This window comes from Bradyrhizobium sp. USDA 3315 (assembly GCF_054056795.1).
The window spans coordinates 2,803,707-2,826,600 of the sequence record NZ_JBSRYP010000001.1; the positions used below are offsets into that span (position 1 = coordinate 2,803,707).

Annotated in this window: 23 protein-coding genes; 20 read left to right on the plus strand and 3 right to left on the minus strand. The window is 60.9% G+C overall.

Annotation, left to right across the window (positions count from 1 at the left end; translation table 11 throughout):
* The first annotated feature begins 35 nt into the window (after positions 1-35).
* Complete coding sequence (locus ACVIYL_RS12840) at positions 36-1,565, plus strand: acyl-CoA carboxylase subunit beta (RefSeq protein ID WP_456781815.1); 1,530 nt, start codon at positions 36-38, stop codon at positions 1,563-1,565.
* Between the two features lie 2 nt (positions 1,566-1,567).
* Entirely contained in the window at positions 1,568-3,583 is a 2,016-nt protein-coding gene (locus tag ACVIYL_RS12845; protein WP_456778716.1) for an acetyl-CoA carboxylase biotin carboxylase subunit, read from the plus strand.
* Positions 3,584-3,852: 269 nt separating this feature from the next.
* Here the strand turns inward: ACVIYL_RS12845 and ACVIYL_RS12850 are convergent, their stop codons facing one another.
* Positions 3,853-4,116 (minus strand): hypothetical protein, encoded by a 264-nt coding sequence (locus ACVIYL_RS12850; RefSeq protein ID WP_456778717.1) that lies wholly within the window; start codon positions 4,114-4,116, stop codon positions 3,853-3,855.
* Between the two features lie 86 nt (positions 4,117-4,202).
* Between ACVIYL_RS12850 and ACVIYL_RS12855 the strand changes: the two genes are divergently transcribed.
* The 13 genes from ACVIYL_RS12855 (at position 4,203) to ACVIYL_RS12915 (ending at position 15,850) form a co-directional block, all read left to right on the plus strand.
* Positions 4,203-4,562 carry a VOC family protein gene (locus ACVIYL_RS12855; protein WP_456778718.1) on the plus strand — a complete coding sequence of 120 codons (360 nt, stop codon included), beginning with the start codon at positions 4,203-4,205 and terminating at the stop codon, positions 4,560-4,562.
* A 117-nt stretch (positions 4,563-4,679) separates the two neighbouring features.
* Positions 4,680-5,135, plus strand: coding sequence for a flavin reductase family protein (locus ACVIYL_RS12860; protein WP_456778719.1), 456 nt, complete (start codon positions 4,680-4,682; stop codon positions 5,133-5,135).
* 144 nt (positions 5,136-5,279) lie between these two features.
* Positions 5,280-5,435, plus strand: a complete 156-nt coding sequence (locus ACVIYL_RS12865) for a hypothetical protein (RefSeq protein WP_456778720.1) — start codon at positions 5,280-5,282, stop codon at positions 5,433-5,435.
* Positions 5,435-6,304: a branched-chain amino acid ABC transporter permease gene (locus tag ACVIYL_RS12870; RefSeq protein WP_456778721.1), complete on the plus strand. Its 870-nt coding sequence runs from the start codon at positions 5,435-5,437 to the stop codon at positions 6,302-6,304. The genes ACVIYL_RS12865 and ACVIYL_RS12870 overlap by 1 nt, the downstream gene beginning before the upstream one ends.
* Positions 6,288-7,319: a branched-chain amino acid ABC transporter permease gene (locus tag ACVIYL_RS12875; RefSeq protein WP_456778722.1), complete on the plus strand. Its 1,032-nt coding sequence runs from the start codon at positions 6,288-6,290 to the stop codon at positions 7,317-7,319. Before ACVIYL_RS12870 ends, ACVIYL_RS12875 begins: the two co-directional genes overlap by 17 nt.
* Entirely contained in the window at positions 7,316-8,041 is a 726-nt protein-coding gene (locus tag ACVIYL_RS12880; protein WP_018268995.1) for an ABC transporter ATP-binding protein, read from the plus strand. Before ACVIYL_RS12875 ends, ACVIYL_RS12880 begins: the two co-directional genes overlap by 4 nt.
* 55 nt (positions 8,042-8,096) lie before the next feature.
* Positions 8,097-8,753 carry an ABC transporter ATP-binding protein gene (locus tag ACVIYL_RS12885; protein WP_456778723.1) on the plus strand — a complete coding sequence of 219 codons (657 nt, stop codon included), beginning with the start codon at positions 8,097-8,099 and terminating at the stop codon, positions 8,751-8,753.
* 164 nt (positions 8,754-8,917) lie between these two features.
* Positions 8,918-9,685 (plus strand): enoyl-CoA hydratase/isomerase family protein, encoded by a 768-nt coding sequence (locus ACVIYL_RS12890; protein WP_456778724.1) that lies wholly within the window; start codon positions 8,918-8,920, stop codon positions 9,683-9,685.
* On the plus strand, positions 9,686-10,468 hold the full coding sequence (locus ACVIYL_RS12895; RefSeq protein ID WP_456778725.1) for a creatininase family protein: 783 nt from the start codon (positions 9,686-9,688) through the stop codon (positions 10,466-10,468).
* 201 nt (positions 10,469-10,669) lie between these two features.
* Positions 10,670-11,800: an LLM class flavin-dependent oxidoreductase gene (locus ACVIYL_RS12900; protein WP_456778726.1), complete on the plus strand. Its 1,131-nt coding sequence runs from the start codon at positions 10,670-10,672 to the stop codon at positions 11,798-11,800.
* A 79-nt stretch (positions 11,801-11,879) separates the two neighbouring features.
* Positions 11,880-12,608: an enoyl-CoA hydratase/isomerase family protein gene (locus ACVIYL_RS12905; protein ID WP_456778727.1), complete on the plus strand. Its 729-nt coding sequence runs from the start codon at positions 11,880-11,882 to the stop codon at positions 12,606-12,608.
* 1 nt (position 12,609) lies between these two features.
* Positions 12,610-14,481, plus strand: coding sequence for an AMP-dependent synthetase/ligase (locus ACVIYL_RS12910; RefSeq protein WP_456778728.1), 1,872 nt, complete (start codon positions 12,610-12,612; stop codon positions 14,479-14,481).
* Positions 14,482-14,617: 136 nt separating this feature from the next.
* The gene (locus tag ACVIYL_RS12915) at positions 14,618-15,850 is read left to right on the plus strand and encodes an ABC transporter substrate-binding protein (protein WP_456778729.1); all 1,233 of its coding nucleotides are present in this window, start codon (positions 14,618-14,620) and stop codon (positions 15,848-15,850) included.
* 63 nt (positions 15,851-15,913) lie between these two features.
* Here ACVIYL_RS12915 and ACVIYL_RS12920 read toward each other — a convergent pair whose 3' ends face one another.
* Positions 15,914-16,777 (minus strand): AraC family transcriptional regulator, encoded by an 864-nt coding sequence (locus ACVIYL_RS12920; protein ID WP_456778730.1) that lies wholly within the window; start codon positions 16,775-16,777, stop codon positions 15,914-15,916.
* 177 nt (positions 16,778-16,954) lie between these two features.
* On the opposite strand from ACVIYL_RS12920, the gene ACVIYL_RS12925 reads away from it, so the two are divergent.
* Positions 16,955-17,626 carry a hypothetical protein gene (locus ACVIYL_RS12925; protein ID WP_456778731.1) on the plus strand — a complete coding sequence of 224 codons (672 nt, stop codon included), beginning with the start codon at positions 16,955-16,957 and terminating at the stop codon, positions 17,624-17,626.
* A 424-nt stretch (positions 17,627-18,050) separates the two neighbouring features.
* Here ACVIYL_RS12925 and ACVIYL_RS12930 read toward each other — a convergent pair whose 3' ends face one another.
* Positions 18,051-18,518, minus strand: coding sequence for a MarR family winged helix-turn-helix transcriptional regulator (locus tag ACVIYL_RS12930; protein WP_456778732.1), 468 nt, complete (start codon positions 18,516-18,518; stop codon positions 18,051-18,053).
* A gap of 284 nt (positions 18,519-18,802) precedes the next feature.
* Between ACVIYL_RS12930 and ACVIYL_RS12935 the strand changes: the two genes are divergently transcribed.
* From ACVIYL_RS12935 to ACVIYL_RS12950, 4 genes are read left to right on the plus strand one after another with little or no spacing between them, the layout of a single operon-like run.
* Positions 18,803-21,061 carry a xanthine dehydrogenase family protein molybdopterin-binding subunit gene (locus ACVIYL_RS12935; protein WP_456778733.1) on the plus strand — a complete coding sequence of 753 codons (2,259 nt, stop codon included), beginning with the start codon at positions 18,803-18,805 and terminating at the stop codon, positions 21,059-21,061.
* 4 nt (positions 21,062-21,065) lie between these two features.
* Positions 21,066-21,515: a CoxG family protein gene (locus tag ACVIYL_RS12940; RefSeq protein WP_137483550.1), complete on the plus strand. Its 450-nt coding sequence runs from the start codon at positions 21,066-21,068 to the stop codon at positions 21,513-21,515.
* A 2-nt stretch (positions 21,516-21,517) separates the two neighbouring features.
* Positions 21,518-22,393, plus strand: coding sequence for an FAD binding domain-containing protein (locus ACVIYL_RS12945; protein WP_456778734.1), 876 nt, complete (start codon positions 21,518-21,520; stop codon positions 22,391-22,393).
* Complete coding sequence (locus ACVIYL_RS12950) at positions 22,390-22,869, plus strand: (2Fe-2S)-binding protein (RefSeq protein WP_456778735.1); 480 nt, start codon at positions 22,390-22,392, stop codon at positions 22,867-22,869. Before ACVIYL_RS12945 ends, ACVIYL_RS12950 begins: the two co-directional genes overlap by 4 nt.
* The last annotated feature ends 25 nt before the right edge of the window (positions 22,870-22,894 follow it).

Consider the following 22,894-nt stretch of genomic DNA (forward strand, 5'->3'; position numbering starts at 1 on the left):
GCCTGCTCGCGGACCCACTTGGGGGATGTTGGGTGATCTCCACAATTGAAGCTCTTGAAGAACGTCGCGCCGGCGCAAGGCTCGGAGGCGGCGAAAAGCGCATCGAGGCGCATCACGCGCGCGGCAAGCTGACCGCCCGCGAGCGGATCGAGCTCCTGCTGGACAAGGGCTCGTTCGAGGAATTCGACATGTTCGTCGAGCACCGCTCGATCGAGTTCGGCATGGAGAAGACCAAGATCCCCGGCGACGGCGTCGTCACCGGCTGGGGCACGGTCAACGGCCGCAAGGCCTTCGTGTTCGCCAAGGACTTTACGGTGTTCGGCGGCTCGCTGTCGGAAACCCACGCGCTGAAGATCACAAAACTTCAGGACATGGCGATGAAGGCGAGGGCGCCGATCATCGGCCTCTATGACGCCGGCGGTGCGCGCATCCAGGAGGGCGTCGCGGCGCTCGCAGGTTATTCCTACGTGTTCCGCCGCAACGTCATTGCATCCGGCGTGATCCCGCAGATCTCCGTCATCATGGGCCCCTGCGCCGGCGGCGACGTCTATTCGCCCGCGATGACCGATTTCATCTTCATGGTGAAGAACACCTCTTACATGTTCGTCACCGGCCCCGACGTGGTGAAGACCGTCACCAACGAGGTAGTGACCGCGGAGGAACTCGGCGGCGCCTCGGTGCACGCCACGCGCTCCTCGATCGCCGACGGTGCGTTCGAGAACGACGTCGATGCGCTGTTGCAGATGCGCCGGCTGATCGACTTCCTGCCGTCGAACAACACCGACGGCGTGCCGGAATGGCCGAGCTTCGACGATATCGGTCGGGTCGACATGTCGCTGGACACGCTGATCCCCGACAATCCGAACAAGCCCTACGACATGAAGGAGCTGATCCTCAAGGTCGTGGACGAGGGCGACTTCTTCGAGATCTCGGAGACCTTCGCCAAGAACATCGTCACCGGCTTCGGCCGCATCGCCGGCCGCACCGTCGGCTTCGTCGCCAACCAGCCGATGGTGCTGGCCGGCGTGCTCGACTCGGATGCCTCGCGCAAGGCCGCGCGCTTCGTGCGGTTCTGCGATGCCTTCAACATCCCGATCGTCACCTTCGTCGACGTGCCGGGCTTCCTGCCCGGAACCGCGCAGGAATATGGCGGCCTGATCAAGCACGGCGCGAAACTGCTGTTTGCCTATTCGCAGTGCACGGTGCCGCTCGTCACCATCATCACCCGCAAGGCCTATGGCGGCGCCTTCGACGTGATGGCGTCGAAGGAGATCGGCGCCGACATGAACTACGCCTGGCCGACCGCCCAGATCGCCGTGATGGGCGCCAAGGGCGCGGTCGAGATCATCTTCCGCTCTGACATCGGCGACCCCGACAAGATCGCCGCCCGCACCAAGGAATACGAAGACCGCTTCCTGTCCCCCTTCATCGCCGCCGAGCGCGGCTACATCGACGACGTCATCATGCCGCATTCGACTAGGCGGCGGATCGCAAGGGCGCTCGCGATGTTGAGGGACAAGAAGGTCGAGATCCCCGCGAAGAAGCACGACAATTTGCCGCTGTGAACATGTTCAAGAAAATCCTGATCGCCAATCGCGGCGAAATCGCCTGTCGGGTCATCAAGACTGCGCGCCGTATGGGGATTGAGACGGTCGCCGTCTACTCCGAGGCCGACCGCGACGCGCTGCATGTCGAGATGGCCGACGAGGCCGTGCTGATCGGCCCGCCTGCTGCGGCCGAGAGCTATCTTCTGATCGACAAGATCGTCGAGGCCTGCCGCAGGACCGGCGCGCAGGCGGTGCATCCCGGCTACGGCTTCCTGTCCGAGCGCGAGGCGTTTCCGCGCGCATTGGAAGCCGCCGGCATCGTTTTCATCGGCCCCAACCCCGGCGCCATCGCCGCGATGGGCGACAAGATCGAATCCAAGAAGGCGGCTGCGAAGGCCAAGGTCTCGACCGTGCCCGGCCATCTCGGCGTCATCGAGGACGACAAGCACGCGGTCCAGATCGCCGACGAGATCGGCTACCCCGTGATGATCAAGGCCTCCGCCGGCGGCGGCGGCAAGGGCATGCGCATCGCGCATTCGAAGGGAGAGGTGGCCGAAGGCTTCAACCTCGCCAAGGCCGAAGCGAAATCCTCGTTCGGCGATGATCGCGTCTTCATCGAGAAGTTCATCGTCGATCCCAGGCACATCGAGATCCAGATCCTCGGCGACAAGCATGGCAATGTGATCTATCTCGGCGAGCGCGAGTGCTCGATCCAGCGCCGCAACCAGAAGGTCATCGAGGAAGCGCCGTCGCCGCTGCTTGACGAGCAGACCCGCCGCAAGATGGGCGAGCAGGCGGTCGCGCTGGCCAAGGCGGTGAACTACGATTCGGCCGGCACCGTGGAATTCGTCGCCGGCCAGGACAAGAGCTTCTACTTCCTGGAGATGAACACCCGCCTGCAGGTCGAGCATCCCGTCACCGAGCTGATCACCGGCATCGACCTCGTCGAGCAGATGATCCGCGTCGCCGCCGGCGAGAAGCTCAGCCTCGCGCAGAAGGACGTCACGCTGACCGGCTGGGCGGTGGAATCCCGCGTCTATGCCGAGGATCCGTTCCGCAACTTCCTGCCGTCGATCGGCCGCCTCGTGAAATACCGTCCGCCGGCCGAAGCCAGCCATGACGGCATCACTGTACGTAACGATACCGGCGTGCAGGAGGGCGGCGAGATCTCGATCCATTACGATCCGATGATCGCCAAGCTCGTCACCCACGCCCCGTCGCGGGCCGCCGCGATCGAGGCGCAGGCGACCGCGCTCGACGGCTTCTATGTCGACGGCATCAGGCACAACATTCCGTTCCTGTCGGCGCTGATGAACCATCCGCGCTGGCGCGAGGGCCGGCTCTCGACCGGCTTCATCGCCGAGGAATTCCCCAAGGGCTTTTCCGCGCGCGCCCCCGAGGGCAAGATCGCGCGGCGGCTCGCGGCAGTGGGTGCTGCCATCGATCACGTGCTCGGCGAGCGCAAGCGGCAGATTTCCGGCCAGATGGGCGGCCGCGTGGTGCTGCGCGAGCGCCGCCGCGCGGTGTGGCTTGACCGTGCCGAGATCGCGCTCGATGTGGCGCGCGAGGCCGACGCCATCGCGGTGCGCTTCATCGGCGCCGACGGGCTGCCCGGCAATCCGCACAATCTCGTGTCGAACTGGGTGCCGGGCGAGCCGGTCTGGCAGGGCACGATCGACGGCAATTTTGTCGCCGTGCAGGTGCGGGCGATCAACAACGGCTTCCGCCTCGCGCATCAGGGCTTTGAGGTGCCGGTCTACGTCTTCACCGAGACCGAGGCGACCTCGGCGCAGCTGATGCCGGTGGTCTCGGCCGCCGACACCGGCAAGAAACTGCTGTGCCCGATGCCCGGCCTCGTGGTGTCGATCGCGGTGACCGAGGGCCAGGAGGTCAAGGCCGCCGAGACGCTCGCGATCGTGGAAGCCATGAAAATGCAGAACGTGCTGCGCGCCGAGCGCGACGGCACGGTGAAGAAGATCCACGCCGCCGCCGGCGCCACGCTCGCGGTCGATGCGCTGATCCTGGAGTTCGCCTGACAATAGGGATCGCGATCTTCGCATTCTACCGTAAGGATATGTCGGCTAACCCAAGGCGGGAAAAGGGCGACCGCTCCCATATGCAACGGGCTGCGGGCGATCAAGGTTGACCGATTTTGCGCCCGCATCTGGCTTTCAGTTCCCACCACATCAAGGCGTGCGTAGTTCCACGACACGATGAAGCGAGCATTCTGAAAGCCTTGTTCATGCGACATGCGACGGCTCAAGAATCGAGCTTGTTCGCAGATGCGCGAATGCGCCGGCAGGGCTCAATAAAGGAAAATTGGGTCATCGGATAACTCGCGAGCTGCGCAAGCGCTCAGCAGCAGCGGATTGACATGAATGATCAACGGATCAGCGCCAGGCAAATCGCAACCGGCGCAAGTGATGCTACGCGCCGAACGCTTTGCCGGGAAAATGACGCCATGCATCGTCTCTCGCCGTCGCATGCGTTGGAAACTAAACAAGCCGGCCCCGATAGCCTGCAGCATAATATGCTGATGGACGATGCGCGCGGTGAAATCTTCGAACATTAATGCCGACCGCGCGGCGCAAGTATCATCGGACAAACGTGGCCGGAGGTCACGGATTGATGGTGCGCTCGAATTGAAAGCAAAGTATGAAGCTCAAGCACATCTATCTTACCGCCCCGGAACCTGAAGCGTTAGCCCGCTTCTATGAAGGGCTTGGAGTGACGATCCGCTTCGCCGACGGCGCCAAATGGGTTCAATTCGCCGGAGAGAAGGCCGCCTTCTGCATCGCAGGCCCCGGAGAGTCGGCCTCCGAAGGGGCTCGGAACGCGGTCGTCGTGTTTGAAGTGGATGATCTGGAGCTGGCACTCGATCGGGCTCGCGCCCTGGGAGCCGAGGTTTTCGGCGAAGTGCGGGACATGGGGGCGCATGGCTGTGTGGCTTGCTTGAAGGATCCGCAAAACAACACGATCCAGCTCTTTCAGGCATCGAACAAGCAGGGCGACTAGCAGGCTCCGGACATTCGGTCCGAGTATTTGCGGGAACCTATCACCATGAACTTCCCAGTGTCACCGATGCCAAACCAACCATCCCCGGTGTTCAGCAGCGCGGAATTCCGGAGCGCAATGCGCAACGTGCCCGGCGCGGTGTCTATCGTGACGACGGGCGTGCGCCCGGGCAGGCACGGTTTGACGTTGACAGCCGGGTGCTCATTGTCAACCGACCCGTCGAGCGTGCTCGTTTGCGTCAACAAGTCCGCCGGTGGTCATGACACAATAAAGCAGAGCGGATCGTTCTGCTGGAACATTCTCACGGCGGATCACGCTGAGCTCGCAAAGAAGTTTGCGGGACAGGACGGAAGCAAGGGCGACATACGTTTCACTGACGGTTTGTGGCGTCAACTCACGACAGGTGCGCCGAGCCTCATCGAGGCAATTTGCAGCTTCGACTGTCGCGTGTCCGGTTCGTACGATGCCGGCAGCCATACGATCTTTGTCGGCGAAGTTGTTGCCCAAACAACCAACCTCGATCGCGAGCCGCTTGTCTACGTAAGAGGCGAATTCACCGTACCGAAGCGTTAGAAGGTCCAGCGCATGGGCTGCCGAATGAGTGTCGCACTCAGTGAGAATAGCGCCCGGACGCCGACCGAGAATGCGAAGCAAAGGCTCAGGTCATAGCGTCCGGCGGCCAAGAGGATATCTGTCACAAACGCAGGAGAAATACCAATGCGGGGGACCATGTTCGCTGACCAGATCAGGTGGGAACTTTACGCCGGCGTGGTCTCGATCCCGCCCGAGCGCGGCCAGCCGCGGGTAGCAGCCTATCTGAGTGTTGCGGTGTCCAGCCCCCGGCATTCGCTCGCGCCAGTCAGTGCCTGCTGATGCTCTCGCTCTGGCTAAATGTTCTTGCTAGCGGCATTCTGCTCGGTCTCGTTTACGGCCTCGTCGCGTTGGGCCTGACCATCATATTTGGCGTCATGCGCGTCGTAAATTTTGCGCACGGCGAGATGGTCGTGTTCGGTGTCTACATCGGCTACTGGACGGTTCGGCTGTGGAACGTCCCAATCATCGTGGCGGCAGCAATCGCTGCGGTCGTGATGTTCGTCTTCGGATATCTGTTGGAAACGCTGATCGTAAAGCGGTTCGTGAACCGGCCGCATCACTATCAATTCATTGTTTTCATCGGCCTGTCGTTGCTCTTTAGCGGAACCCTGTTGGTCGCGTTCGGGCCGGATCCGCGTCCCACTGCTTCGCAGCTGTCGTTTCAGACCGTGTCTCTCGGCCTTGTGACGCTCGACCTGGCGAGAGTGCAGGCGGCAGCGACTGCCGGGCTGCTTATAGCTCTGCTTGGAGCGTATCTGAAGTTCTCCTCGTTCGGCCGCTCGCTGCGGGCGGCGGCGGACAACCGTTTGGGCGGTCTCATCGTTGGACTGAACATTCCACGAGTCTATGCGGTTACCTTTGGCATCGGCGCAGCTTGCGCAGGGGTCGCGGGCGCCCTGATATCTCCCCTGTTCGACGCTCAACCATATCTCGCCGTCGATTTCACTCTCCTTGCTTTCGTGACGGTCATCGTGGGCGGGCTCGGCAGCTTTGGCGGAGCACTCCTCGGAGGTCTGGTGATCGGCGTCGCCGAGGCAATCGCGGCGTTGATGTTCACGCCTTCGATGAAGACGGCGCTTCCTTACGCGCTCCTGATCATCATCCTGGTTTTCCGTCCGAGGGGGTTTTTTGGTGCAAAAGAAATTTGACCGTAGGCTGGAAAGGACACGGTGGCTTGCCGGAATAACGGTCTTCGCTGTCCTGGGATTGGTCGGGTTGCTGGCAAACCCCTACGTCATCTCGCTGATGACGATCGTATTGTTGTTCACCTTCCTCGGACAGTCCTGGAACCTGATGCTTGGGATCGGCGGGCAGCTATCGATCGGTCACGCCCTCTTTGTCGGGCTGGGAGCCTATTCCGTCGGTGTCCTCTACGTAAAGTACGGCATTTCGCCTTGGGTCGGGCTCTTGACCGGAATGATCCTCGCCGGATCCGTTGGCGCGTCGATCGCCTGGTTGAGCTTTCGGTTCGAGGTTCGCGGTATCTATTTCGCGCTGCTCACGATTGCCGCCGCCGAGTTCGCCAGGATCATGTTCAGTGGCTGGGAGTTCGTGGGCGCAATGCAGGGATTGTTCTTTCCTGCGCCAACACGTGGGATTGAGATCTCCATGCTTCGCGGCGATGCCCGCTTCTACTACTTCGTCGCGCTTGCACTGGCGGCGTTGGGAATAATCGGAACCGAATTTATTTCACGATCCTACCTCGGATACGTATGGCGGGCGATGCGCGACGACGAATCGGCCGCACGCGCACTCGGCGTCCGGACCTTCCAGCACAAGATTCTCGTGATCTCGATATCGGCCGCAACGGCCGCCGTTGGCGGTGGAGTTCTGGCGCTCGTTCAAGGGTCGATATTCCCGGACTCGATCATGGGGATGGGGCTATCGGTAGACGTCCTGATAGGGCCCGTGGTCGGGGGGCTGGGGACCACGTTCGGTCCGCTGGTCGGGTCGCTCGCCGCGATTCCGCTCAATCACTTGATGAGCGCGCTCGGCGACAGTCTTCGGATCCCGGGACTGAACAATATTACCTACGGTGTTGTCCTGATCTCGGTCGTCTGGTTCCTGCCAGACGGCATCTGGCCGGCGATTGTGCGCCTTTGCAAAGCTATCCAGGCGCCACCCACGGCATGGCTGTGGCAGTCCCGAAAGGTCGAAGAATGACAACTCTGCTCGAGGTCGAGAACCTGTCCCGATCGTTCGGAGGCTTGGTCGCGGTGAAGGATGTAAGCTTCTCACTTCGGGCCGGGCGGATCACAGCGCTGATTGGACCGAATGGAGCGGGAAAGACGACATGCTTCAACCTGGTCGCTGGTGCCCTGAAGCCGACCAGCGGCCGGGTGCTGTTCGAAGGCCGCCAGATCGACAATTCGCCACCCGAGACTGTTTGCAGGATGGGTATCGCGCGAACATTTCAGATCGTGCGGCCGATGCGTGAGATGTCGGTGCTTGAGAATGCCATGATCGGAGCCTTCAGCTGGACCAGAAACGTAAGCGAGGCCAGATCGAAGGCGTACGAGTCTCTTGAAAGCGTTGGTCTGGCCGCCAAGGCCCATGCGAGGACGGATCAATTAACGCTACCGGACCGGAAAATGCTGGAAACGGCCAAGGCGCTGTCGACCCGGCCCAAATTGCTGTTGCTGGACGAGGTTATGGCGGGTCTGAGACCGACCGAAGCTGCGGGTATTGTAGGCGTACTGCAGAAGCTTGCCGAAGGTGGATTGACGATCCTCCTTGTCGAGCACGTGATGCGCATCGTGATGGAAGTGGCCTCGCGTGTGGTGGTGCTGCATCACGGCGCCAAGATCGCAGAGGGACCTCCCGGAGAGGTGGTTGCAGATCCGAAAGTCCTCGAGAGCTACCTGGGGGCAGGCTTCCATGCTTAGTGGTGCGCTTCTCACGATCGATGGACTTTGTGTCGCCTACGATGGATCCTGCGCTTTGAACGGCGTCTCCCTGCAGATCCACAAAGGCGAATTGATCTGCGTCGTTGGCGCGAACGGCGCAGGGAAGACCTCACTCATCAGATCAATCTCGGGCATCGTTCGATCCTCGAGCGGTGTCATCAAGATGAACGGTAATGATATCACCGGGATGCCGCCATGGGAGATCTGCGAGCGCGGCATTGCCCAGGTCGCGGAAGGTCGGCAGATTTTCGGAAGTCTTTCTGTGGAAGAAAACCTGCTGCTCGGAGGGACGCTGAAGCGCGCGAAGGCCGGGCAGTCCGAAACGCTCGACTTCGTTTATCAATTGTTTGAGAAGCTTCGTGAGCGCCGGGGGCAATTGGCCGGTACGCTATCGGGCGGCGAGCAGCAGATGCTGGCTATCGGCCGTGCAATCATGTCGAAGCCCGAGGTCGTCATGTTTGACGAGCCTTCCATCGGGTTGTCGCCCGCGCTGACGGACGTCATGTTTCGTGTGGTGAAGTCCCTGCACGAGCAGGGAGCCACGGTCTTGCTGGTAGAGCAGAATGTGGCGAAATCGCTTGCGTTGGCCAATCGCGGCTACGTTCTGGAGAACGGCTCAATCGTGCTCCACGGATCCAGCGACGAGTTGCTGGACAATCCCGAGATTCAGCGCGCTTATCTTGGATTGTAACGGTCCTGAATGGCGGGATTAGCCAGTCATCCGAAAAGGCGGCCGAGCGATCGCGGCAGAAGATGCCGCGAAATAGCCCGGGCACGACCATTTGTGCCGAGCGGCGGCGTCGGGGAAAGGGTGTACCGCAATCAATTCCATAAGGCCTCGCTTAGGCTGTTTCTATGGAAGCCGATGACGCCCTTCTGATCGAACGCGACTGCGATGTGGTCACCATGACCATGAACAGGCCGCCGGCAAACGCATTGAATAACGCCCTTGTTGGCCGGCTGCTGGACACGTTTCGCGCATTGTCTCGCGAGGCGTCGCCACCGGGCATTGTGCTGACCGGCCAGGGCGAGCGCTTCTTCAGCGCGGGCGGAGACATAAAGGAGGTCGCCGGCATCGAAATATCACGGCCTCGGATGCGGAGCTTCCATGCGCTTCTTTGCGAGATGGAGAGATACCCCGGGCCCTTCGTGTGTGCCGTGCGTGGATACGCCGTCGGCGGCGCCTTGGAGTTTCTTCTTCACGCCGACTACGTCGTAGCGAACCATGAATGCAAGGTCGGTTTCCCGGAAATCAACCACGGCCTGTTGCCTGCAGCCAAGGGAATCCGGAAGGCAGTGCAGAAGCTTGGGCATCGTGAGGCGCAGGCATTGCTCTACTGGGGCGACTTGACCGACGCCCAAAGGGCACTCCAAATTGGGGCGATCAACGAGATCGCAAGCACCGCGGAAGTGATGGTGAGGGCCGGGGAGGTATGCAGGTATCTTCGTGGAAAGGAGCGCAAGCTGTTTGCGGCGATCAAGCGTTCGCTGAACCTGACGGGCCAAATGGACGATGCTGCGCTCGAGGCGGTGACGATCGAGGATCTCGCGGCCTATCTGGTAGACGATAGTTCGGCACAGGCGCGTTCCCGCTTCCTGTCGAAACAGCCAAGGAAAGCGTGAATGACCGCACCGGCATGGCCTGACGAGCTCCGTCTTGAACTGATGAGCTTCGAACAGGTATCGGCCGCCCTTGCTGCGGGGGCATCGACCGTCCTGATACCCTGCGGAGCTGTGGAGCAACATGGACCGCACCTTCCGCTCTGCATGGATGCAGATCATGCAGACGCCATCGCGGCAAGGCTGGCGCGGCATCTGGGACGCACCCTGATCGCGCCCACCATCAAGGTCGGCTGTTCAGCCCACCATCTGGTCTTTCCGGGGACGATCTCCATTCGCCCGGAGACGTTCGAATCGATCTGCCTGGATTATTGCACAAGCCTTGCGAGGCACGGCTTCAGGCGCATTCTGCTGTTCTCAGGCCACATCGGGAATTTTCCCGCGCTCCAGGACATGCTTCCCCGGCTGAGGAGCGCCGTTCCGGCAGACGTCGAGATCGACACGTACTGCGATGCCGTCGCCTGGATCGAGAGATGGCGAAGCGCCGTCGAGCAAGCGGGTGGTGACCCGGATGCGGTTGGAGGACATGCCGATATCGCGGAGACGTCGCTCATGATGTTGCTCCGCCCCGACAGCGTTCGGCTCGATCGGTTCGAGGTCGGGCATCTCGGTGCGCTATCCGAGGAGCAGCTTCAGGCAATGTGGAGAAACGGCATCAAGTCCGTCACCGCCAACGGCATCATCGGCAACCCGTTCGGCTCGACAGCCCGGATCGGCGAGCGATGTCTCGCGGCGATAGCAGATCTTCTGGCTGTCTCGTTTGGAAGCCAAAGCAACGTTGTCTGAATCTCTCGTGCTCCTCCGCAGATGAACGCCGAGAATGGTTGTCGAGCCACGCTCAGCGGCGTTGGCTGCGAAAGGGACAGGCGTCGACTGCTCACAGCACAAAATTTGGAAAGTTATCTAACTGCGGGGCGCATTCGAACAATAATGTTGCCGCGCCCATGAAATGCTTCGCCATCTTGACACTCCATGAGGATCCAGAAGATGGCACTTACGTTCGGGTTTTGGTCGGAGCAAGAAACCCAGGTCGGGCAGAGCTATGCCCGCCGACTCCATGAACTCGTGGACGAGGTGCGTCTGGCGGAAAAGGTCGGATTCGACTGCGTCGCGCTTTCCGAGCAACACGTTGCACTCGGCGGTATCTCGAGCTCCGCGCCTGAGGTCGTCTACGGGTACCTTGCAGCCGTTACGTCGCGCGTGAAGCTGAGGTCAGCGGTGACGCTGATGCCCCAGAAGATCAATCATGCCTTGCGATCGGCGGAGCGACTGGCAGTAACCGACATCCTGTCGCATGGCCGCATGGAATTCTACGCCGGCCGGGCCAACACGACCATCGCCATGCGCGCCTTCAACGTTGATCCGGGCGAAACTCTCGCTCAGATGGAGGAAGGTATCGCGCTCCTGAAGAAATCGATGCGCGAAGATATCTTCACCTTCGAGGGCAAGTACTATCAGATCCCGCCGCGGATGCTGGTGCCGAAGCCGATGCAGAAGCCGCATCCGGTGATCGGCATCGCTGCGACCAGCGAGCGGAGCCATAGCTGGGCGGGATCCGAAGGCCTCGCGGTCATGAGCAACTGCATCTACCAGGGATGGGAGGTCCAGGAAAAGCTTCTAAACACTTACCGTCGCGGCTGGAAGCGTGACGAACAAGGTCCGCTCGATCGGCCGCGCATCGGCATTCCGCTTTTCTTCGGCATCGGGTCAACCGATCAGAAAGCGAAGGACGATTACGCCGAGCCCCTCATGCACTATGCGAGGATTTCAACGGACGCCTATCCCCGTCTCGCGAAGCTTGCCGACGACTATGCGTATATGAGCGAGAGCGTGCCAGCCATGGAGCGCGCGGGAAAGGACTGGGACTACTTGCTCAACCACTCCGCGACAACGGTCTGCGGAAGCCCCGACACCGTCATCCGTCAGATCGAGAAGTTCCAGGCGATGGGCGTCGACGAGGTGCTTCTCCATCTCGACTCCGTCAATCACGAGAAAATCATGGAAGCGATCGACATGTGTGGCCGCTATGTGATCCCCCACTTCAACGACAGAAACAATGTCGTCCGGCCTACGGAAGATATTCTCGGACAGATCCGCGCCATGCGACCGCAAAAGTAAGGCCAACAGGAACAAACGGAAGATAGCCATGTCGAAGCAGAACTATAAATATCTGATCGTCGAGAAGCGGCCGAGCGGTGTGGCCATCGTCACGATGAACCGGCCGGAGATCCTCAATGCGATCAATTGGGATATGCACAGCGAGCTCGAACGGGTCTTCGTCGAGCTGGACGAGGACAAGGCGGTCCGCGCGATCGTTCTGACGGGGGCGGGACGGGGGTTCTGTTCGGGCGGCGATCAGAAAACGCTCGACAAGAGTCCGATCCCGTCGCCGACCCGGGGCGGACGCCATCTGATCCGGAACATGCTGGAAGTCGAGGCGCCGATCATCGCCGCGGTCAACGGCGTCGCGGTCGGTCTCGGGGCAACTCTCGCCTTGTTCTGCGATGTCATATTCGCGAGTCCGGCCGCGAGATTTGCCGACACGCATGTTACCGCAGGTGTGGTCGCGGGCGATGGCGGCGCGGTGATGTGGCCCCTGTTGATGGGACCCGTCCGTGCGAAGCACTACCTGATGACCGGTGACTTCATCTCCGCGGAAAAGGCCGCGTCCATCGGCATGATCAACGAGGTGATTTCGAACAGGGACGTCAAGGATGCTGCAATCGAGTACGCGGAGATGCTCGCGAGCGGCCCAAGAGAATCAATCATCTGGACCAAGTATTGCGTGAACAAGATCATCAAGCAGTACGCGCATCTGCTCCTTGACACCTCGACCGCCCTCGAGACGATCACTTTTGCCGCGCCCGAACGGCGCGATGCCGTTGCCGCCTTCGCTGAAAAGCGCAAGCGCTTCGCGGAGCGTTGAGGTGAGCGCCGAGGGTTTTGCGTCGGGCGCCCAACTCGCCGACGTGACCATTCCGCAGCTCCTGAGCCGGCGGAGGGTGGAGCTTTCTGACGAGATCGCTTTCAAGCAAAAACGTCGCGGTGAGTGGATCGCCACAACCTGGAAGCAGTATTCGGACGAGGTGGCCAAGTTGGCGGCCACTTTGCAAAAGGCTGGTTTCGAACGCGGCGATCGCGCGGCGATCATGGGGGATGTGTCCCAGGAATGGCTTCTTGCGGACATGGCGATCATTTGTGCCGGCGGCATCATGGTCGGCGTCTACTTCACCTCATCGGCGGAGGAGGTCGGCTATTATCTCGGCGACTCCGGAACGTCGTTTATGTTCGTCGGGAGTGAACTTCAGCTCGGTACCGTCCTTGCATCGGGCCATGCTGACCAGCTTAAAAAAATCATTGTGCTCGATCCCGCGTGGAAGAAGACAGGTGGGCCGGCGAACGTCGTCTCTCTTCATGATTTCTCGAGCGAAACATCGGTTAACGCCGACATCTTTCTGCAGGAGCAGGTCGCGAAAGCAAAGGCGAGCGACCTGACCAGCATCGGGTACACGTCCGGAACGACGGGATTTCCGAAGGGAGCGATGCTGACCCATCTGTCGCTGCTCGCCGGCGCGCACAGCGTAACCCTGTTCACGTCGAAGTTGCGCTCCGATGTCCACCGTGTCGTCGTACACCTGCCGATGTCACACACGGTGGCACGCGCACAGGCAACGACACTGCCTCTGCTCATCCGCCTGGTGCCGTATTTCGGCGAGAACAGCGCAGAGTTCGCTCAAACGGTCAAGGAAGTGAAGCCGACCTACTTCATGGCTCCGCCGCGGTTCTTCCAGCGGTATGCCACCCAGATCCTCAGCAAGGTTCACTCCGGGTCCGAGAAGCAGAAGCAGGACTATCAGCTCGCGATGACCATCGCCCGCAAGGCCCTTGATGATCGTCAGGCCGGTGGCGTGCCGGACCCGTTCATTTCCGGCCTCTTTGCCGTGTGCCAGCAACACGTCTTCCGTCCGCTGCTTGGTGAGGTCGGGTTCGAGGAACTCACGGTTACATACACCTCGTCTGCGGCGATGCCTCCCGAGCTGATGTCGCTGTGGCAGCTATGGGGATTGCAGCTGAAGGAATGTTACGGACAGACGGAGTTGGTCGGCGCCAATCTGGTGCAGATGGCGGAATGGCCAGAAGCCGGCACCGTGGGCATACCCCTGCGGGATCCGGCTTGGGAGACCGCTGTTCTTGAAGACGGGGAAATGATTGTCAGGGGACCCGGACTATTTGTCGGTTACTGGAATAAGCCGGAAGAGACCAAATCCGCTCTGCGCGATGGCTGGCTCTACACCGGAGACATCGTGGACGTCGATTCGGCGGGCCTTTTCAGGCTGGTCGATCGAAAAAAGGAGATCATCAACACATCCAATGGAAAATCCATCAGCCCGACGCAGATCGAAAACGAGCTCAGGCGCAGCCCGTTTATCTCTGAGGCGGCTGTGCTTGGAGAAGGAAAGAAGTATCTCACCGCGCTGATCGAGGTGAACGCGACCGCGACGATGGATTGGGCCAGATCGCACGGTCTTCGGATCGACCGGTACTCGGAACTGGCGAACTCCGAAATCGTGGTGCGGATGATCGAAGCAGAGATCGGCAAGGCGAATGGCAGTCTCGCCAGGGCCGAGCAGATCAAGGCGTTCCGGATATTGCCGGAAGAGCTTTCTCCCGAGAACGGCACGATGACGCCGACTCGAAAGAAGCGTCGCAAGCAGATCATGGAGAGGTATCGATCACTAATCGATACGCTTTATGACGAGAGCGAAGAAAAGCTCGTCAAGGCAGAAATCAGACCCTGAGCCAAATCACGCGGGCGGCGCATCTCGTGAAGCGCCGGGGCGCGAGTGCACGTCCCTGGCGCGATAGCGCCTCACTGTTCAGTGAGCGCTATCAGACCGCATCAATATTCTTACAGCCAACCAAAGGGGGAACTACATGAGAAAGCACAGCGAAAGCGGTTTGACCCGCCGGTCCTTGATCGGTAGCGGAATTGGCGCCGCAGTCGGACTCGCATCGTGGCAGTCAAGAGCGGCCACCCCAGCCAAGGTCCGCGTCGGCGCAATCAATCCGAGTAGTGGCGTCCTGGCCTTTCCGGGGCAGGCTTGCGTACGCGGCATCGATGTCGGTGCGAAGTTCGCAAAGGAGAAGTTCGGTATAGAGCTGCAAATCATCCATGCGGACACGCAAAGCCGGCCGGAAAACGGACGGATTGCCGCCGAGAACCTGATCAGACAGGGGTGCACGGCACTTATCGGCGCTTGGGATTCCGGAGCAACCATCTCCGCGCTTCAGGCCGCAGAGGCCGCAAAGGTGCCTATGGTGGTTCACATCGCGAGCGCGACCCAGGTGACCTCTCAAGGATTCACCGAGGTGTTCAGGTATTACCCGACGTCCCTGACAATCGTCAGGAAGTCCCTCATGGAGCTGAAGTCCATCCTGTCCTCGATCAAGGACGCTCCAACAAGCGCCGCCGTAATGCACCTCAACAATACGATGGGACAGTCGACCGCGGCGAGCATCGATCAGGCCTGGAAGGAGGTCGAAGTACCTCTCAGGATTGCCGAGTATATTCCATACGATGAAAGAGCCAAGGATCTCTCGGTCGAGGTTGCAAAAGCCAAAGCGTCAGGCGCGGACGCGTTGGTCTCCGTGACGCGTGTCAACGACGCCATCATGATCATTCGGGAATGCACCAAGCAGGGGTGGAATCCCAAAATGATCTTCTCACCCAACTCGAATGGCGCGCAGGACAAGGCGTACTATGACGCCTTGGGCAAGTACGGCGACGGCGCGATACTCTCGACCCTGTGGTACAATCCGAAAGCGCCCGACGCCGCGGCGATCCTGAAGCGATTCGCGTCCGATTATCCAAATGACTGGGTCGACGGGAATTCAGGCTGTGCTTTCGAAGCTGTTCAGATTGTTGCGGACGCCGTAAGCCGCGCCGGTTCTTCCGAGTCCGCTGCGATCCACGCCGCGCTTAAAGGAACGGACATGACGCCTATCCTGATGTCCAGCGGCAAGATCAAGTTCGACGCCAATGGCCAGAATATGGGCAGCGACGTGACCATCCTTCAAGGGCAGAACGGGAAGCCTCGTGTGGTGGCGCCGCAGTCGGTCGCCGAAGCTGCGCTCCAATACCCTCTCGTCCCATTCAACTCGCGATAGGAGACGCCGCGAGCTACGGCCCCAGCGGGCGATGTTGGGGCCGGGGCTCCCGGGCGAAGGTCTTCAAGCCAAGGGCTCACGGCCGACGAAGCTGGATCGCTCGGCAAGGAAGCGGCGCGGGCTCTTGCCCATTGCCTTCTTGAACATTGTTATGAAGGCGCTGGGGGTTTCATAGCCCAGATCGAGCGAGACGGCCTGAACGGAAGATCCCGCAGACAGCCTTTGCAGCGCGACGAGGATGTGAAGGCGCTGTCGCCAGCGTCCGAACGTCATCCCGGTTTCCTTCAAGACCAGGCGGGCGAAGGTCCGGACACTCATCGCATATCTGGTCGCTAGTTCGTCGATCGTGCTGCGATCGCCGGGGTCATTAAGCAGCGATGCCGCGAGATGCTGAAGCCGGCTGTCGGTGGAGATGGGCAAGTACATCTGTTCGGTGGACATCTGCACCAATTCGTCGAGCAGCACGCGTCCGAGCCGGCTGGTCGGCCCCTCGACCGGATACAGGGGAGGAAAAACGGAGAGCCGATGTATCAGTTCACGGACGAGCGATGATATCGTGAATGTGCAGCATGTGCTCGGAAGCGTACTCGCCTGCGGATCGATGAAGACGACGTAGACCGTTCCATTGTCCGAGACGCAATTGCTGTGCATGACGCCGGCCGGTATCCACACGGCACCCTGCGGCGGAACGATCCATAGTCCGCCGGGGGCACGACACATCACCGATCCATGTGAAGCGACAACGAGTTGCCCTTTCTTGTGTGAGTGGAGCGGAAGCTCGTCGTTGTCTTCACCGGTTTCGATGCAGAATGAGGTGATCGGCCGATCGAACTGATCCGGATCAATCGGATCGTAGTTGATCCGAAGCTCGGGCAAATTCATTCTGGCAAAACCAGGATCCATTTCGGACGTGGATAACACGCTCATCGAATTCGCTCGTTATTGGCTACGGCTCCCGCAATTCAGGAGGCGGAAATAAGGGGCGCGCCTGGAGTCCGGGTGACGATAGCGCTCCGGGAAATGCTCGTCACCGAAAAGTAACGCGAGGATGCAAGGATCTGATCCTGCGGATTAGCCTCGTCCCTTCCGGGAACGAGGATCTCGGTGACTGTCGCGGCTGCTCATCGCCGGGCTCCGCGATGGGACAGCAGCCGGAAGGCTCAACGCAGGAAGCTGCTGCGACAAGACGCGTCTCAGGGCGCCAGACCGGGCACCGTCCCGACGGTAGAAAATGCCGCGTTCCCGCGTCAATCGGCTCCGCCGATCGCGTTTTCACGTTGTCCGCAAGGGTTTTCGCCAGAAAATGCCGTGGCCCCCAATGCTACCAAGGAACAATTTCGCAGAAAGCCGGCACGTACGTATTGCCGATTGGAAGGCGAAAGCCAGGCCGCGCAGGCTGTGACGTCGAGAGACGGAAGGCCGCGCCGGGCGATCGTTCGGGGGCAATTGAATATGGCGGAGGATAATCGAACTATCTTCAGCATATCCTTGAGCGCTCAGGAGCTGGAGTTCGCGGCAGCATGCCGTGACTTTGTTCTGCAGAAGAAACCCGAGCTCAGATCGTCCATCGTGGTAGCGGACAATATGCTTTCGATCGCCGACCAGCCACATGTCCGGCAGGCATTCATGGAATTGGGCCTGGCGAGATTGGTCCGCGTTCTGCGGCTCGCGATCGTGGGTAAAGCGATTGCGATCAGGAGAGCACCCAGATTGCTGTTTGATCTCGCGCGCTTCAGGACAAAAATTGTCCGGGCCCTGCGCAGACGCGCGGATTAGCCGCTCAGGGAACGCGTCGATCAATCGTGCGACGAATGCCGGCATTCGAGATATGGCCAGTGATGGGCTGCATCAATTGTTGTGATCGGGCCGTCATCGGCTATCGACCAACTGGCCTCCGGTCCATGCAGCATGGCGCGCGCCGATGTGGCTCATCCCGGCCTTGTCACGCGAAAATGCCGGAAACTAGCGCAGTTCCCCCTTCTTCAGCACAAAATGCCGGGCGGCATACCGGATAGTTCTGCCGCTGAGATCGTTCGTTGGGCTGTCTTCGATCGAGATCCGCGATCGGCGTTTGCGAAGGATCCACATCCTTCGCTTCCTCCCTGGACTTGGCCCGGCTCGTGCCGGGCCATTTTTTTTGCCTGGCGGCGGCTGAAGGGTTTGCGGGATCAGCTTGTCGGCCGGCTCAGCGCTGTGTGGCTCAGCGGCGTATGATTTTCTTGAGGATTTCGGTCAGGGTCCGAAATTCTTCCCTGGTCAAGGGGGCGAATGTCTCGCCGGAAATCTCGCCAATGGTCTCGATCGCAGCGTCCGCCGTCCGCCTCCCTTTGTCTGTTAGTTCGATCTGCCGTCGTCGTGGATCCAAAGGATCCTTGGAGCTCTTGATCAGCCCACGCGATTTGAGGCGATTGATGACGCCAGTGATCGTTGCTGAATCATAGTGGATCAGTCGTCCCAGGTGATTTTGAGAACATGATCCGACTTCCCTCAGCTTCGCCAGCGTCGAGAATTGGGGTGGGGTCAGTTCTTCGATCATTTTCGCGACAAAGATCGATGTGTGGGTACGGAGCGCGACGCGCAACAGGAATCCTGGTGCATCGTCCAACCTGTAAGACTGTGCGGCCTCTTTCGGCTTCTCCGTCGGAGCCGTCCTGGTTTTCGGTTGCACGATTTTCGTCCTCTTGCGGCACTTGGCCGTGGCTCGGCTTGAACAAAGCTGGATGGCTCGGCCTCGGAAGTCCCGAGTTGATCATTTGTGTACATTCGTTGCCCCCAAGAATCCATGCCGTCTGACGGCGAGGCCTATCCGTCCGGTGGGTGATCAATCACTTGTACGCGAGCGTAGCGCTTGCATACGAGCGATAAATAGGATAGGGGTTGAGAATTGCCCCCTGGAAGGAGCCGCGCAGGCTTTCTGACCATCGGCGGCGACCTCGCACCCCGGATCCGAGCATGTCGGTCACTGACAGCATGAGTGCCGTACGACCCGACCTCATCGAGAAGGTTACGGGGCGGGCAGAATACGTTACCGACCTCGTGATCCCGGGGATGCTGCACGGCTTTGTGGTTCGTTCGCCGGCTACTCACGCGCGCATCTCGTCGATTGACGCGAGCGTTGCCAGGTCCGTGCCCGGCGTCGTCGACGTGCTCATCGGAGCGGATGTCGTCTCGTTCGGTTGCTGGGGTGTCGTGCTCAGGGACCGGCCGATCATGGCAATCGACCGGGTCCGGTATGTGGGCGAGCCGGTCGCCGTGGTGATCGCTGAGACCATCGAGATCGCCGAAGCCGCCGCGGAGCTTGTCGAGATCGCGTACGACGAACTCCCTCATGCAACGACCATCCGTGAAGCGATGATGGCGGATGCGCCGCTCATCCATGAGCATCACGAAAACCTCGAAGACTTCTACTTCAAGGGCGGCGCCCGGCCGACACCGGGCAGCAACATCTTCCACACTTACAGGAACAACGTTGGAGATGTTGACGCCGCGGAGGCGGCCGCGGCGTACGTTCACGAAGACCACTTCACGTTTCCGGCGATCTCGCATTTCGCGATGGAGCCGCATGCGGTCATCGCCGACTTCCATGGAGACTCCCTGACGGTCTGGGCAGGTGCGCAGACGCCGACCGCGGTTCAGAAGGTCCTGTCCAGGCTGTTTGGCCTGGCGCTGGCCAAGGTCCGCGTGATCGTCCCGTTCGTTGGCGGGGGATTCGGCGGCAAGGCATCCGTCAAGATCGAACCATTGGTCGCCGCCGCATCCTGGAAGGTGCGGCGCCCAGTTCGTGTCGCTCAATCCATGGCCGAATCGATGCTCACCTGCCGAAGGCTCGGCGCTGACATCACGGTTCGAACCGCGGTGGATACCAACGGACGGATCCTCGCGAAGAGCGCCAGGCTTCTGCTCGACGGCGGAGCGTATTCAGATACGGGCTCAGCAGTCGCCACGAAATCGGCGAATCGCATCATGGGGCCATACGTGGTGCCGAACATGCGGCTCGAAGCATGTGCGGTTTACACGAACACCGTCCCTGGCGCGGCATTCCGCTCAATCGGTGGCCCGCAGGCGGTTTGGGCCAAGGAATCGCACATGGACAATGTGGCGGCGGCAATCGGCATGGACCCGATCGAGTTCCGCATGCTGAACCTGGCCTCACGTGGTGAGCGCATTCGCCCCGACCTGCGCGCGCTCGACATGGACATGAGCGAGTTGATCGGCCGGGTGACGCGGTCGCTCGCGCCGGACGCGCAACCCTCCAACCGCAAGGCGCATGGATTGGCGCTTGCCGCAACCGATCCGGCGAATACGCCGATCAGCAACGCGATCGTGCGTCTCAAGATCGATGGGTCGATTCTCGTTTCGGTCTCGAGCATCGAGGTTGGTCAGGGTGCGCACGCGACGATGGCCCAAATCGCGGCGCAGACATTGAAGCAGAAGGTGTCTGCGGTCACCGTCCTGCGCTCGGATACAGCGGTCGCTCCTTACGACTGGGGTACCGGTGCGAGCCGCTCGACGGTCGTCGTCGGCCTCTCTGTCGAGAGCGCCGCTCTCGACGCAGCCGATCAGATTCTCGATCTGGTTGCCGAGGTCTGGGAGCTTCCCCGCGACGGCCTGTCACTCGTCGAGGGAGGCGTCTCGACCGGTCCAGACGTTCTCACTTTCCATCAGATATTTCACCGCAGCCTGGGTGTCGATTCGGGAGAAGTCGTCGGCCGCGGCGCCATCACGCCGCGTTCGAAGAAAGGCTCCCTGGCGGAGTCACCTCTGTTCTGGGAGACATCCGCGGCTCTCGCAGAGATCGTGGTCGATGAGGAAACCGGCGAGGTCCGTGTGCCTCGGTACGCCAGCGCCGCCGACGTCGGCCGTGTGATCAATCGCGTCGCTGCGGAAGGTCAGGATGAGGGCGCTGCTGTCATGGGGCTCGGTCACGCGCTTCACGAGGCGCTCGAGTTCGAGGACGGGCAACCCGTCAACGCGACGCCGATCGATTATTCGATACCGCGGATCACCGACGTGCCGCCCTCGTTCGACACGATACTGGTCGAAAACGGCGACGGCCCCGGACCTGGCGGCGCCAAAGGAATGGGCGAGGGAGCGATCCTGCCGGTCGCACCGGCGATCGCCAACGCGCTGTTCGCCGCCTACGGCATCAGAATCACCGATCTGCCAATGACACCCGAAAAAGTGTGGCGCGCACTCCAGAAGAGGAACTGAATTGATGGAATTCAACATGTCAATGGCGGTGCCGGCGACCCCGGCGCAGCTTTGGAGCACGCTGCTCGACGTTCCACGCATATCGAGCTGCATTCCCGGGTGCGAAAGCGTCGAGGAAATCCAGCGGCTTGCAGCCTACAAAGCAACCGTCAAGCAGAAGATCGGTCCGTTCAAGCTCGAAGTGCCGGCTGACATCATCGTTGAATCGATTACCGAGCCGTCTCACGTGCGCACTCGCGCTACGGGCCGCGACAAGATCACAGGAACGCGGCTGGCAGTTGTCCTCGACGTGACCGTCACGCAGGCCGGTTCTGGGTCCACATTTGCCGTGGACGCGAAAGTCGACGTGCAGGGCCGGCTTGCGACCATGGGGTTCGGCATCATCAAACGCCGGGTCGATCAGAACTTCGAAGAATTCGAGAAGCGGCTCAAAGAAATGCTGGGCGCGGCCTGATCATGCTGCCGTCACCCTTCCAATTCGAGCGGCCTTCGACGATTGCCGATGCCGTTCGTGCCGTCGGCGATTCCGGCGACGGCATGTTCTACGCCGGCGGGACCGAATTGCTGCTCGCGCTGAAAATGCGCGTCATCCGTGCAGACCGCCTCATCGACATCAAGGGCATCCCTGGGCTCGATTGCATTGCCGTCAACGGCATGAACGAGATCGAGATCGGCGCGCGCTGCACGCACAGGAAGATCAGCGGCGATCCCGTTATCCGCGAGCACGTGCCGGCGCTCGCATCGCTCTGCGCCGAGGTGGCAAACATCAGGGTCCGGAACGTCGGAACAATCGGCGGCAATCTCTGCTTCGGAGAGCCTCACGCCGATCCGCCGACGATGCTCGCCGCCCTCAACGCGCGGCTGGTGCTCGAGGGATCACGGGGCACGCGTGAAATTCACGCCGATGATTTCATCCGAAGCGAAATGGAAACGGTGCGCGAACCTCACGAGCTGCTGAGAGTGATCGTGTTCCCGCTGCCAGCGGGGCCCGTAACCTATCGCCGGTTCAAGCATGGTGAGAGGCCTTCCGTGAACGTCGCGATGGCCTGGTCACTGAACGCCGGCGGGAGCACTATCACGAGCGCCCGGGTACGAGTCGGTGCGCTTGGTTCGCGGCCACAGCCTTTGCTGGCCGTGGAGGATGCCCTCCGAAACGTAGCGGTAGCAGAGGCTCGTCAGGCGATTGAGACTGCTCTTTCCGCAGCGTTGGATCAGCTTGAAGTCAACGCCGATCGGCATGGCGGGGCTGATTACAAGCGTCATCTTGCAGGCGTGCTTCTTCTGCGTAGCGCCGATGAGGCTGTCATCGCCGGCGGGAGCTGGCTGAAATGACACAGGTATTGGCGATCTCCTTCTCGTTGAACGGCAAGACGATCGCCGTCGACGTCCCGGCACATATGCTCCTGATCGACCTTATCCGAGATCGTTTGGGCCTGAAGGGAACGAAACGTTCCTGCGACATGGAAGTGTGCGGCGCTTGCACGGTCCTCCTCGACGGCGAGCCGATCTCGAGCTGCACAACGCTCGCGGTCGATGTGGACCGCCGCGAGGTCACCACAATCGAGGGTGTCACGCCGCCGGACGGACTATCCCCGATCCAGCAGGCGTTCGTCCTTCATGGCGGCCTGCAGTGCGGCTTCTGCACGCCCGGGTTCATCATGGCGGTCACGGCGCTCTTGAAGACCACGCTACATCCGACAGACGCGGAAATCCGGCACTATCTCGACGGCAATCTTTGCCGCTGCACCGGTTACACCAAGATTTTCGAAGCCGTGAAGAGCCTTGCGGGCCGGCAGGATGCCGCTTGAAACCGCGCGAGACGGCGCAGCTACT